Below are 13,471 nucleotides of genomic sequence, written 5' to 3' on the forward strand. Positions count from 1 at the left end.
CTTTAACTCGACTCTGGTAGATGAAAATTTCAGATAGAGGAGGTAGTGAAGACGACTATGGCTGCGAAAATGGTTGTGCATGGTGAGCAGTCGCGTCATGCTATCTTGAACGGCGTTAACACTCTCGCTGAAGCGGTCAAAGTCACGCTCGGCCCCAAGGGGCGCAACGTCGTCATCGAGAAGAAGTTCGGTTCGCCCGTCATCACCAAGGACGGCGTGACCGTCGCCAAAGAGATCGAGCTCGAAGGCAAGCTCGAGAACATCGGCGCGCAGATGGTGCGCGAAGTCGCGTCGAAGACCTCGGATGTCGCCGGTGATGGCACGACCACTGCGACCGTGCTCGCGCAGGCCATTTTCCGCGAGGGGTTGAAGACGGTCGCCGCTGGCGCCAACCCGATGGCTCTTCAGCGCGGCATCCAGAAAGCGACCGAGCGCGTCGTCGAGGAGATCAAACGGATGTCCAAACCCGTTCAAGGTGACGCCATCGCGCAGGTCGGCACGATTTCTGCTAACGGCGACCGGACCATCGGCGAGTTGATCGCCGAAGCGATGAACAAGGTCGGCAAAGATGGCGTCATCACCGTCGAAGAGTCGAAGACCATGCAGACCGAACTGGAAGTGGTCGAGGGCATGCAGTTCGACCGCGGCTACCTGAGCCCGTACTTCGTGACCAACCCGGATCGCATGGAGTGCGTGCTCGAAGACGCCTATATCCTCATCCACGAGAAGAAGATCAGCTCGATGCGCGACCTTCTCCCGCTGCTTGAGACGGTCGCTCGCGAAGGCAAGCCCTTGCTGATCATCGCCGAGGATGTCGAAGGCGAAGCTTTGGCGACGCTCGTCGTCAACAAGCTCCGCGGCACGCTCCAGGTCTGCGCCGTGAAGGCTCCGGCGTTCGGTGATCGTCGCAAAGCGATGCTCCAAGACATCGCGATCCTCACGGGCGGCAAGGCCATCAGCGAAGACCTCGGCATCAAGCTTGAGAACGTCAAGCTCGAAGACCTTGGCCGCGCGAAGAAGATCGTGGTCGACAAAGATAACACGACGATCATCGAGGGCGCGGGCAAGCAGTCGGAGATCGAAGCGCGGGTGCGTCAGATTCGGACGCAGATCGAGGAGACGACCTCCGACTACGATCGCGAGAAGCTGCAGGAGCGGTTGGCGAAGCTGGTCGGCGGTGTGGCGGTGATCAAGGTGGGAGCGGCGACCGAGACGGAGTTGAAGGAGAAGAAGGCGCGCGTCGAGGATGCGATGCATGCGACGCGGGCGGCGGTCGAAGAGGGCATCGTCCCTGGCGGCGGCGTCGCTTTCTTGCGCGCACAGAAGGTGCTCGATGACCTCAAGCTCGAAGACGAGGACGAGCAGATCGGCGTGACGATCGTGCGGCGAGCGCTCGAAGAGCCGCTCCGCTTGATCGCGCAGAACGCCGGTCACGAAGGCTCGATCGTCGTCGAGAAGGTTCGCGCTGAGCAGAACGAGAACTTTGGCTTCAACGCGGCGACCGAGCAGTATGAAGACCTCGTCAAGGCTGGCGTCATCGATCCGACCAAGGTGACGCGCACGGCGCTGCAGAACGCCGCTTCGATCGCGAGCTTGCTGCTGACGACCGAGGCGGTGGTCGCTGAACTCCCGGAGAAGAAGAAGGAGAAGGCTCCGGGCATGCCCGAGGGCGGCGACTTCGAATAATCCCGAATAAGGGATGCGAGATCTTTCGGGCCCCTAAAGCAAAAGGGGCCCAATTCTTTCATAACCATCGCCCACCATCTTTCTCGCGCCGATTTGGTCTTCAGTTGCGAACCCATTTTTCATAACCATCGCTCACCATTACCTTGATCTTCTCTTTAAACCCATCGGGACTTTGCAAAACGGCGTCCCGATGGATAGTCTTTAAGATCGATCGTCAAGCATCGGGTTCAAGGAGAAGAGTCGTGGTCACAATCTACCCTTTCCGCGCACTTCGCCCGCCAAAGGAGCGCGTCGCGCAAATCGCCGCAGTGCCGTACGATGTCGTCGACACGGAAGAGGCGCGCGCTCTTGCTGCCGATAATCCGTGGAGCTTCCTCCACGTCTCGCGGGCTGAGATAGATCTTCCGCCGAACGTGGACCCATACAGCGATTCCGTTTACGAGAGAGCGAAAGCTAATTTCGAACGCCTGATCGAGACCGGCCCGCTCACGACGGAAGCCGAACCGAGCATCTACGTTTACCGTCTTCGCATGGGATCGCACACGCAAACGGGGATCGCCGCCTGTTTCAGCGTGGACGAGTACGATTCCGACATCATCCGCAAACATGAGAAGACGCGGCGCGACAAGGAAGACGATCGCATGCGCCACATACTCGCGCTGCGCGCGCAGACCGGTCCAGTCTTCCTCACTTATCGTCCACACAAGAGGCTCGATGAGTTGGTAGCGAACGTGACGGCGAGCGAACCGCTCTACGATTTCACCGCCGCCGACGACGTGCGACATACGATCTGGCGCGCGCCGATCGCGGATCCTTTCGTCGAAGCTTTCCGCGAAGTGCCGGCGCTTTACATCGCCGATGGGCATCATCGCGCGGCAAGCGCCAGTCGCGCGCGCGCCGTCTTGCGTCAACAGAATCCGCACCATACGGGCGCGGAAGAGTACAATCGCTTCCTCGCCGTCGCCTTCCCGTCAGATCAGGTTCAAATCCTCGCTTACAATCGCGTCGTGCGCGATCTCAACAATCTGACGCCGGGCGAGTTTCTAAATGAGGTCGAGAAGCGTTTCGAAGTCACGACGAACGCGCCGCCCGCCCCGGCGGCGCGCGGCGAGTGGTCCATGTTTCTGGACGGGCGATGGTATGGCTTGAAGTTAAGGGAGAAGTTCAAGCCGGCGACGGACGATGCCGTCGCCAATCTCGACGTGAGTCTACTGCAGGATAACTTGCTTGAACCGATCCTCGGGATCAAGGACGTGCGAACTGACAAGCGAATAGATTTTGTCGGCGGCGCGCGCGGCACTGCTGAATTGGAGCGTCTGGTCCGCGAAGGTCACGCGGCGGTCGCTTTCTCGCTCTATCCGACGACCGTTGACGATCTTCTGCGCGTCTCGGACGCTGGTGGGATCATGCCGCCGAAATCGACCTGGTTCGAACCGAAGTTGCGTGATGGGCTTTTGATCCATCTCATTTGAAGAAAGGGGCCAACGGAACATGCGGGTGCTCATCGCCGATAAATTCGAACGCTCCGGCTTGGAAGCCTTACAAGCTTTCGGCTGCGAGGTCATCTATCAACCGGATCTCAAGGATGATTCGCTCGTGGCGGAGATCAGAAGAGTGCGCCCAGATGTCTTAGTCGTCCGCTCGACGCGCGTAACCGAGCCTATGTTCGACGCTGGACCGATCAAACTGGTCGTGCGCGCGGGCGCAGGTTACAACACGATCGACGTCGCGGCAGCATCGAAACGCGGCATATATGTATCGAACTGTCCGGGCAAAAATTCGATCGCCGTCGCCGAACTCGCCTTCGGGCTAATCCTCGCGCTCGATCGGCGCATCGCCGATAACGTCATCGAGCTCCGACAAGGTCGCTGGAACAAGAAGGAGTTTTCGAAAGCGCGCGGCCTGTATGGACGAACGCTCGGGCTGATCGGCGTCGGACAGATCGGCCAAGAGATGATCCCCCGCGCGCACGCTTTCGGGATGAAGGTGATCGCTTGGAGTCGGAGTTTGACGCCTGAACGGGCCGCCACGCTGGGCATCGCGCGCAAAGATTCGCCGCTCGATGTCGCGCGCGAGGCGGATGTCATAAGCGTCCATTTGGCGTTGACGCCGGAGACGCGCGGGATGATCGGCGCAGAGTTTTTCGCCGCGATGCGCGAAGGCGCCTATTTCATCAACACCTCGCGCGGCGAGATCGTCGATCAAGCGGCGCTGATCAAAGCGATGCGCGAGCGTGGCATACGCGCCGGACTCGACGTTTACGCCAGCGAGCCGACTGCCGGAACGGACGATTTTAACGACGAGATCGCGCGCGAACCCAATCTTTACGGCACGCACCACATCGGGGCGTCGACCGATCAGGCGCAAGAGGCGATCGCGGCAGAGACCGTCCGCATCATCAAGACCTTCAAAGAAACGGGCAAGGTGCCGAACGTCGTCAATCTGGCCGAACGCACTCCGGCCACACATACGCTCGTCGTGCGCCATCGCGACCGGCCCGGCGTGCTCGCCCACGTGCTCGGCGCGATCCGCGCCGCCGAGATCAACGTCCAGGAGATGGAGAACATCGTCTTCGCTGGCGCGCAAGCCGCCATCGCGCGCATCAATCTGGAATCGGCGCCTTCGCGCGAGATGTTGGACCGTTTGCAGGTCGAGAACCCCGACATCATCGAGCTTGATCTGCTGGAGTTGAAGAGCTAGCTGATCGTTTGCGGCGATGGAAGCGACTCTGATCACGGGCGCATCGAGCGGAATCGGCGAGGCTTTCGCGCGCCGTCTCGCCGAGCGAGGCGATAATCTGGTGCTCGTCGCCCGCACAGAGGCAAAGCTCAAAGCTTTGTGCGAAGAACTCCATCGAACTCACCGCGTCGCCGCGCGATACATCGTCGCCGACCTTACGATTCACGATGCCCCGCTCCGCATCTTCGAAGAGACCGAAGAACGAGCTCTGCGCATCACGACGCTCATCAACAACGCCGGCGTCGGCGCGGTCGGCGATTTCGCGACGCTCGATCTCGACAGGCAACTGCGAATGCTCGACTTGAACGTGCGCGCGCTCGTTGCGCTCACCCATCTCTATTTGAGAGGGATGCGCGAAAGAGGCCACGGGACGATCATCAACGTCGCTTCGACGGCCGCCTTTCAAGCCGTCCCTTACATGGCGACCTACGCGGCGACGAAAGCCTTCGTGCTCTCCTTCAGCGAAGCGCTGGCCGAAGAGAATCGCCCATTCGGCATCCGCGTCATGGCGCTCTGCCCCGGAGCGACCGCTACCAACTTCTTCAAAGTCGCGGGGGCGGAAGAAGCGCTGCCCTTCCGCGCATTGGAGAGGCCCGAACGGGTCGTCGAAGCGGCGCTCCGCGCGCTCAAGCATCACCGCGTCCGGGCAGTTCACGGTCGAGCCAATCGTTTGCTGATCGAACTCGAACGTTTCGTTCCACGCTCATTCGTCACGCGGCTCATCGGGCGCGCCATGCGCCCTCATTACGGAAAGATCGAACGCGACGAAAGCGAGAAGAGCCTCCTCGACGTGTAAATCTCTCCGCGATCCTGTATCATTTTCCGTTCAACCACCGAAGCCGCTGGCTTCCGATGAAAATTTCACTCGATGGATGGAGACGAGATCATGACCGAAAAGACGGAGAGAGTTTACAATTTCAGCGCTGGCCCAGCCGTGTTGCCCGTTCCGGTCCTTGAAGAGGCGCAACGCCATCTGCTCGCGCTGCCCGGAGTCGGCATGTCGGTGCTCGAGATCAGCCACCGATCGAAGACCTTCGAGGAGATCATACGGCGTGCCGAACAAGGCGTGCGCGAACTTCTCGGACTGCCCGACCATTACCATGTGCTCTTTTTGCAAGGCGGCGCGAGCCTTCAATTCTCAATGGTGCCGATGAATCTGTTGCCGAAGGATGGCAGCGCCGATTACATTCTAACGGGCAGTTGGGGCAAGAAGGCGATCAAAGAGGCCAAACGCGAAGGGCGCGTTCAGATCGCCGCGACCACTGAGGATTCGAACTTCGATCGCATCCCCGAACCGCACGAGATCAAACTCGACCCGAACGCCGCCTATGTTCACATCACGACGAACGAAACGATTCAAGGCGTGCAGTGGCCGAAAGAGCCCGATACCGGCGGCATCCCGATCGTCGCCGATGCTTCCTCCGACATCATGTCGCGCCCGATCGATATCGAAAAATACGGCCTAATCTACGCTGGCGCGCAGAAGAACATCGGCCCTGCGGGCGTCACGCTGGTCATCATCCGCGACGATCTCCTCAGCCGCATCCCGGATGGGCTCCACACGATGCTCGATTATCGCACGCACGTCGAAAACCGTTCGCTCTACAACACGCCGAACACGTTCGGCATCTACATCATCTCGCTCGTCTGTCAGTGGTTGAAAGAGAAGGGCGGGCTTGAAGCGATGGCGCGCGAAAATGAGGCTAAAGCGAAGATGATCTATGACGTGATAGATTCGAGCGGTTTTTACCGCGGCCACGCGCAGCCGGGATCGCGTTCGATGATGAACGTCACGTTCCGCCTGCCCACGGAAGAGTTGGAGAAGAGATTCGTCCAAGAGGCGACCGCCCAAGGGCTCGATGGCTTGAAGGGTCATCGGTCGGTCGGCGGCATCCGCGCTTCGATCTACAACGCTTTCCCGCGCGAAGGCGTCGAAGCGCTGGTCCAGTTCATGAGGGAGTTCGAACGAAAGAACGGATGATCGTTTTCCCGATGAAGACCAGTAAATCGCTGCGCCTCCTCTGGCGGCTGCTGAGCTTAGCTTCATTTACGATCATCGCGCTAGCGCAAACGCCTGTCGCGCCGACTTCAAACCATGATCTCGCGCGACTGGAAAGGCATCTACGTAACATCAAACAGTTGACCTTCGGCGGAGAGAATGCGGAAGCTTACTTCTCCGCCGACGGCCAACGCCTGATCTTTCAGTCAAAGCGCGATGGCCGCCGCTGCGATCAGATTTACACTATGCGCATCGATGGGACGGATGTGCGCCTGGTTTCGACCGGTCAAGGGCGGACCACATGCGCCTACTTCTTCCCGGACGGTCAGCGCATCCTCTATTCCTCGACCCATCTGGCGGGGCCGGAATGCCCGCCACCACCGGACTATTCGCGCGGCTACGTCTGGCCCATCTACCCTTCTTACGATATCTTCACGGCGCGCGCCGACGGGTCCGATTTAAAGCGATTGACTGACACTCCCGGCTATGATGCCGAAGCGACCATCTCGCCCGATGGGCGAAGGATCGTCTTCACCTCGATGCGCGATGGCGATCTAGACATCTACGTGATGGATGCCGACGGGAAGAACGTGCGCCGCTTGACGACGGAGCTCGGCTACGACGGCGGAGCCTTCTTCTCGCCGGATGGGAAACAGATCGTCTACCGCGCTTATCATCCGAAGACGCCGGAAGAGATCGCGCGTTACAAACAGCGGCTCGCGGAGAACGTCATCGAACCGAACGTCTTCGAGATCTGGGTGATGAACGCCGATGGTTCGAACAAACGTCAAGTGACCCATCTCAACGCGGCAAGCTTCGCCCCCTTCTTCTTCCCCGACGGCAAACGGATCATCTTCTCGTCGAACGTCCACAACCCCGGCGGACGGGATTTCGATCTCTACATGATCAACATCGACGGGACGGGGCTCGAACGCATCACCTACAACGACACGTTCGATGGCTTTCCGATGTTCTCGCCGGACGGGAAGAAGCTGGTCTTCGCGTCGAATCGTAATGCGCGCGTGCGCGGCGAGACCAATATCTTCATCGCCGATTGGGTGGAATGAAAGCGCCAAGCTTTAGCGCGCCGCCACGCACCAATCCCTAGGCCTGCGTTGAAGCCGTCTTTTGCCGCTCGTAATTCGGCGCGAACGCCTGAATCAAACGCCACGACAGAAGCGCCGCGATGAGGGCCAGCGCCGCTCCGCCCCAGTAAGCCAGCCGTATGGTGTGATCGTTGAACTTCTGCGGCGCCGAAGCATCATAGAGCAGCCACGATCCGAGGATCGGGCCGACGATCCGCGCAAGGCTGGCGACCGATTGCGCGACGCCGAGCACGCTCCCTTGCTCACCAGCGCCTGCGCTTTTCGAAGTCAAACTGTTCAACGTCGGCATCGCGAGCGCATTGCCGATCGCCTGTATGCTGAGAACCAGCAGCAGAGCTTCAAGCCCGCCACGCCGCGGTCCGAGGAATGGGATCAAGAACATCCCCAAACCGAAGAGCGCGTTGCCGAAAAGAGCGAGCGCCGATTCGCTGATGAATCTGACTACCCGACTCAACAATGCGCCCTGAACGATGACGCCGATCAACCCCGTAAAAGCGAACAAGTAACCGTTATGCTGCGCATCGAAGCCGAAACGGTACATCGTGAAAAGGGCGAAGGTCGTCGTCAAAATCGAAAACGATGTGACGAAAAGGAAGTAGATGATGAGCACGAGCGATAAAGGCGGACGCCGCAAGTACGCCACTAGATCACGCCAACCACTGCGCGCCGCCGTCGCGTGGTGGCGCCCCGGAAGCACCGTCTCGGGCAACAGGAGATAAAGGAGAAAGGCGCTGGCAAAAGCGAGCGCTGAAGCGAAAAAGAAAGGGACGCTCTCTCCCCACCGGCTGAGCATTCCGCCGAGCGCCGGGCCGAAGATGAATCCCAAACCGAAAGCCGCTCCGATCACGCCCATCCCTTTAGCGCGCTCTTCCGGCGCGGTTATATCGGCGACATAGGCTTGCGCCGTCGAGATGTTCCCGCCCGTTATGCCATCGAGGATACGCCCGACAAACAGCATCCAAAGCGCCCTTGCGCTCCCCAAAATCCAAAAGGCGACGCCTGTCCCCAGCAAGCTCAAGAAAAGCACGGGCCGCCGCCCGTAACGATCCGACAATCTTCCCAAGATCGGCGAGAAGATCAATTGCATGATCGAGTAGGAGGCGAAAAGGAGTCCGATAGCCACCGGGCTGGCGTCGAATCGAGGGCTGGCTGCGTAGATCGGCAGAACGGGGATGACGATTCCGAAACCGACGAGATTGATGAAGACTGTGATGAAAATGATGAACAACGGAGAACGTCTCATAAAACCATCCCGATGGGCGATCGAGCACAAAGCTCCAGGCTCCGCGCCCGATCGTTCCCTCTTCGGTCGAGAGGATCTTAACGCCGGCGCTATCGTTCGATGGCATGCTTCAGATGGCGCGCGCCGTACCTCTCTCCAGTCGAGAGGATCCTAACGCCGGCGCTAACCGATAAAAGGCCGTCCTTGGATCAACGCCTGCGCCCGCGCCCTCTCATTAAAACGCCATCGAAGGAGATGCGCCCACCGCCCATGATGAGCAACGCAAGCGATGCGCACAGAAGAGCGAACGCATATTCGATCCCCCGGTTCTGCAAAAAGAAGCCTCCGCTCCAGTGCACTCCGAAGACCGCCGTCAGCATAACGATCAAGATCATCGCCGCACCGATCCGCGTAAGCAGTCCGAGAAGGATCAGCGCTCCCCCGATCAATTCGAAAAGAGCCGCCGCTCCCATCCAAAACCAAGCTGGTCGCATGAAGGCGAAAGGCGTAGGGTTAGCCACCCATCTGGCCAGTCCCGGCCCATTCCACACACCGAAGACTTTCTGCGCGCCGTGCGCGATGAAGATGAGACCGAGCGCTAGCCTTAATGGCACCGTAGCCCAAGTCACATGAGTTTCCATCAACCTTTGAAACATCCATCTCTCCTTGAAAAGATGGCCTTCGCGACAGCGGAAACCACACGCCCGCCGGAAGGCGAACGCGCCTCTTTGCCCGAAGGCCCATCGAACAAGACTCGTTTAGTTTTACCACAGCGCCCGGCAAGTTGAGAACGTTGGGCTAAACGATCGTCATGAGGCTTCGTTAGCCTCTCATGTCCGGATGGGCGCGCCGCCGTTGCTGAATGAACATTCATTCAGTATCATAGTGCCATGCTCTCCCAACCCGGATCGATTGACGAGGTCGCCCGAGGATGATTCGCATCGAACGCGCCGCCGTTTTAGGAGCCGGGACGATGGGCGCGCAACTGGCCGCGCATCTGGCGAACGCGCGCATCCCCGTCCTCCTGCTCGATGTTGCGCCACAGGAGCTGACGCCCGAAGAAGAGGCGCGCGGATTGAATTTGCTCTCGCCTGAGGTCCGCAACCGCATCGCACAGCGCGGCCTTGAGAACGCGCTCAAGGCGAAACCGGCGGCCTTCTTCACGCCCGATCTCGCCGCGCTCGTCACCGTCGGCAATTTCGAGGACGATCTTCCGAAGATCAAAGACTGCGACTTGATCATCGAGGCCGTGGTCGAGAACCTCGAGATCAAAAGGGCGCTCTACGAGCGCGTCGAACGTTTCCGTCGCCCCGGATCGGTCGTCGCCACGAACACGAGCGGCATCCCGATTCGCGCGTTGGCCGACGGTTTTTCGGAAGATTTCCGCGCGCACTTTCTCGGCACGCACTTCTTCAATCCGCCGCGCTACCTGCATCTGGTCGAACTCATCCGCACGGAGTGGACCAAACCGGAAGTCTCGTGCGCGATTCATGGATTTTTGGACCAGCGGTTGGGCAAAGGCGTCGTCGTCGCCAAAGACCGCCCGAACTTCATCGCCAATCGCATCGGCACCTACGGCGCGCTCATCACCATCCGGACGATGCTCGAAGACGGCTACTCGATCGAAGAGGTCGATGCGCTCACCGGTCCAGCCGTCGGCAGGCCGAAGACGGGCACTTTTCGCCTCTTCGATCTCGTCGGCATAGATGTCCTCGTCTACGTCGCGGATAACCTCTACCGAGCCGTCCCCGATGATGAAGAGCGCGAGATCTTCCAAGTGCCATCGTTTCTGCGCGAGATGGTGGCGCGCAAGCTTCTCGGCAACAAGACGGGCGCCGGTTTCTATCGCAAACAGAAGGGCGATGGCGAACGGGATGAGATCTGGGCGCTCGATCTCGCCTCGCTCGAATACCGCCCGTCGCAGAAGGCTCACTTCCCGTCGCTTGAGATGGCGAAGAACATCGAGGACGCGCGCGAGCGCATCCGGACGCTCGTGTGGGGCAAAGACCGCGCCGCTCAATTTCTTTGGAAGACTCTCTCGCGCACGTTGCGTTACGCAGCCAATCGCATCCCGGAAATCGCCGACACCGTCGTCGAAGTCGATCGCGCGATGCGCTGGGGCTTCAATTGGGAACTCGGCGTCTTCGAGACGTGGGACGCGATCGGCGTTGAACGTTCGGTCGCGCGCATGCGCGAAGAGGGCTTGAGCACGCCGCCGAACGTCGAACGGATGCTCGAAGCGGGCGCGCGGAGCTTCTACAAGACCGACAAGGGCGAAGACTTCTATTTCGATTTCGCCGCGCTCGACTACAAGCCCGTGCCGAAGCAGCCCGGCGTCATCATCCTAAAGTCGCTCAAGGAGCAGGACAAAGTCATCAAAAAGAACGCCGGCGCCTCGTTGATCGATCTCGGCGACGGCGTCGCCTGCGTCGAGTTCCACTCGAAGATGAACTCGATCGGCAGCGACACGGTTCAAATGATCCGTTATGCGCTCGATGAAGTCGAACGCAATTTCGTCGGGCTCGTCATCGGAAATCAGGGGCAGAACTTCTCGGTCGGCGCTAATTTGATGCTGCTTCTGCTCGAAGCGCAAGAGGGCAACTGGGAAGAGATCGACTTGATGGTGCGCGCTTTTCAGCAGACCAACATGCGGCTGCGTTATTCACCGAAGCCGGTCGTCGTCGCGCCGCATCAGATGACGCTGGGCGGCGGGTGCGAAGTGACGCTCCATGCGGATCGCGTGCGCGCGGCGGCGGAAACTTACATCGGTCTGGTGGAGGTCGGCGTCGGGCTCATTCCGGCGGGCGGTGGGACCAAAGAGATGCTCGTCCGCGCGCTCGACGCGATCCCGAAGGGCATGGAAGATGCCGATCCGTTCCCCTTTGTCAAACGCGCCTTTGAAACCATCGCGCTCGCTAAAGTCTCCACTTCGGCTGAAGAGGCGCGCCAGATGAACTTCCTCAGGCCGTCGGACACGATCTCGATGAATCCCGATAGACTCATCGCCGACGCTAAACGCGAGGTGCTCGCGCTCGCCCAAGCGGGCTACGTGCCGCCGCAACCGCGGGCGGACATCCTCGCGCTGGGCCAGTCGGCGCTGGCGACGCTCAAAGTCGGCATCCACATGATGCGGCGCGGCGGCTACATCTCCGATCACGATGCCGTGATCGCCGAGAAGCTGGCGCGCATCCTGACGGGCGGCGACTTGAACCACGCGACGCGCGTCTCAGAACAATACCTGCTCGATCTCGAGCGCGAAGCGTTCTTGAGCTTGTGCGGCGAGCGCAAGACCTTGGAGCGCATCGCGCACACTTTGAAAACGGGTAAGTCTTTGCGCAATTGAATTCTCGACGGATGCGAAGCGCACGCGGACGCATCCCAGACGCGCAGAAAGCAATTGGAGTTGGATCGGGACGAATTCAAGCGAATTTGAAACCGTGAAGGCACCGAGTTGAAGCCTTAATCTTCGGAGGCGCTCATGAAGGAAGCGGTGATCGTTTCGGCTGTGCGCACAGCCGTCGGCAAGGCTCCCAAGGGGACGCTCAGGCATACGCGGCCCGATGAGATGGGCGCGGCGGTGATTCGCGAGAGCATCGCGCGCGTGCCCAATCTTCAACCATCGGACATCGAAGATGTGATCATGGGTTGCGCGATGCCGGAAGCCGAGCAGGGGATGAACGTCGCGCGCGTGGCGGCGATTCGCGCCGGGCTTCCCGTGGAAGTGAGCGCGATGACGATTAATCGTTTTTGCTCTTCGGGGCTGCAAGCGATCGCCATCGCCGCCGACCGGATCAGGACGGGGCAGGCCGAATGCATCGTCGCCGGTGGGCTGGAGACGATGTCCATGATCCCGATGGGCGGCCACATCATCCGCCCAAACCCTTATTTGGTCGAGCACTACCCGGACTTTTACTTGAACATGGGGCTGGCGACGGAGAACGTGGCGCGCAAGTATGAGATCTCGCGCGAAGATCAAGATCGCTTCGCGCTTCGCTCGCACGAACGGGCCGCGCGCGCACAAGACGAAGGCAAATTCAAGGACGAGATCGTGCCGCTCAACGTCACGCTCGAAGAGCTGGACGAACGCGGAAAGAAGCAACGGCGCGAGATCATCTTCGACACGGATGAAGGCGTAAGGCGCGATACTTCCATGGAAGCGCTGGCGAAGTTGAAGCCCGCTTTTCACGCCAACGGCACGATCACAGCGGGCAACTCCTCGCAGATGTCCGACGGCGCGGCTGCCGTGGTCGTCATGTCCGCCGAAAGGGCCGAACAACTGGGCGCGCGTCCCTTGGCGCGCTTCGTCGCCTATGCGGTCGCCGGTTGCCCGCCCGAAGAGATGGGCATCGGTCCGGTCTATGCGATTCCGAAGGCGTTGAAGCTTGCCGGATTGAGGCTGGACCAGATAGATCTCATCGAGCTTAACGAAGCCTTCGCCGCGCAGAGTCTGGCCGTCATCCGAATGCTCGAGCTCGATCCCGAACGGGTCAACGTCAATGGCGGAGCCATCGCGCTTGGTCATCCATTGGGTTGCACGGGCGCGAAGCTGACGGCGACCATTTTGCGCGAGCTTGAGCGGCGCGGCGGGCGCTACGGGATGGTGACGATGTGCGTCGGCGGCGGCATGGGCGCCGCGGGGATTTTCGAAAGGATCGCATAAGCCGGCCACGAGGATGATAAGCATCGTTCAGTTGCTAATGGTGAAGAAGATGGAGTTCC

Annotated in this window: 10 protein-coding genes; 8 read left to right on the top strand and 2 right to left on the bottom strand. The window is 60.1% G+C overall.

Annotated features, from left to right (window positions below; translation table 11 throughout):
- Nucleotides 1-57 precede the first annotated feature (57 nt).
- The 6 genes from groL to PYK22_RS12215 all read left to right on the top strand — a co-directional run bounded on the left by groL (nt 58) and on the right by PYK22_RS12215 (nt 7,491).
- Entirely contained in the window at nt 58-1,686 is a 1,629-nt protein-coding gene (groL, locus tag PYK22_RS12190; RefSeq protein WP_041977667.1) for a chaperonin GroEL, read from the top strand.
- A 242-nt stretch (nt 1,687-1,928) separates the two neighbouring features.
- Nucleotides 1,929-3,158 carry a DUF1015 domain-containing protein gene (locus tag PYK22_RS12195; RefSeq protein ID WP_041977669.1) on the top strand — a complete coding sequence of 410 codons (1,230 nt, stop codon included), beginning with the start codon at nt 1,929-1,931 and terminating at the stop codon, nt 3,156-3,158.
- 19 nt (nt 3,159-3,177) lie between these two features.
- On the top strand, nt 3,178-4,386 hold the full coding sequence (locus PYK22_RS12200) for a 3-phosphoglycerate dehydrogenase family protein (RefSeq protein ID WP_041977671.1): 1,209 nt from the start codon (nt 3,178-3,180) through the stop codon (nt 4,384-4,386).
- A gap of 16 nt (nt 4,387-4,402) precedes the next feature.
- Complete coding sequence (locus PYK22_RS12205; protein ID WP_041977673.1) at nt 4,403-5,221, top strand: SDR family NAD(P)-dependent oxidoreductase; 819 nt, start codon at nt 4,403-4,405, stop codon at nt 5,219-5,221.
- A gap of 90 nt (nt 5,222-5,311) precedes the next feature.
- Nucleotides 5,312-6,406 (top strand): 3-phosphoserine/phosphohydroxythreonine transaminase, encoded by a 1,095-nt coding sequence (gene serC / locus PYK22_RS12210; RefSeq protein ID WP_041978881.1) that lies wholly within the window; start codon nt 5,312-5,314, stop codon nt 6,404-6,406.
- Entirely contained in the window at nt 6,403-7,491 is a 1,089-nt protein-coding gene (locus tag PYK22_RS12215) for a TolB family protein (protein ID WP_211197694.1), read from the top strand. The genes serC and PYK22_RS12215 overlap by 4 nt, the downstream gene beginning before the upstream one ends.
- 37 nt (nt 7,492-7,528) lie before the next feature.
- Here the strand turns inward: PYK22_RS12215 and PYK22_RS12220 are convergent, their stop codons facing one another.
- Together PYK22_RS12220 and PYK22_RS12225 are read right to left on the bottom strand one after the other, a co-directional pair.
- A complete protein-coding gene (locus PYK22_RS12220) occupies nt 7,529-8,773 on the bottom strand; it encodes an MFS transporter (protein ID WP_041977676.1) in 1,245 nt (414 codons plus the stop codon).
- 188 nt (nt 8,774-8,961) lie between these two features.
- Complete coding sequence (locus PYK22_RS12225; protein WP_041977678.1) at nt 8,962-9,408, bottom strand: DoxX family protein; 447 nt, start codon at nt 9,406-9,408, stop codon at nt 8,962-8,964.
- A gap of 275 nt (nt 9,409-9,683) precedes the next feature.
- Between PYK22_RS12225 and PYK22_RS12230 the strand changes: the two genes are divergently transcribed.
- Nucleotides 9,684-12,095, top strand: a complete 2,412-nt coding sequence (locus PYK22_RS12230; RefSeq protein ID WP_041977680.1) for a 3-hydroxyacyl-CoA dehydrogenase/enoyl-CoA hydratase family protein — start codon at nt 9,684-9,686, stop codon at nt 12,093-12,095.
- Between the two features lie 135 nt (nt 12,096-12,230).
- Nucleotides 12,231-13,412, top strand: a complete 1,182-nt coding sequence (locus tag PYK22_RS12235; RefSeq protein WP_041977683.1) for a thiolase family protein — start codon at nt 12,231-12,233, stop codon at nt 13,410-13,412.
- The last annotated feature ends 59 nt before the right edge of the window (nt 13,413-13,471 follow it).

This window comes from Pyrinomonas methylaliphatogenes, assembly GCF_000820845.2.
GTDB lineage: Bacteria > Acidobacteriota > Blastocatellia > Pyrinomonadales > Pyrinomonadaceae > Pyrinomonas > Pyrinomonas methylaliphatogenes.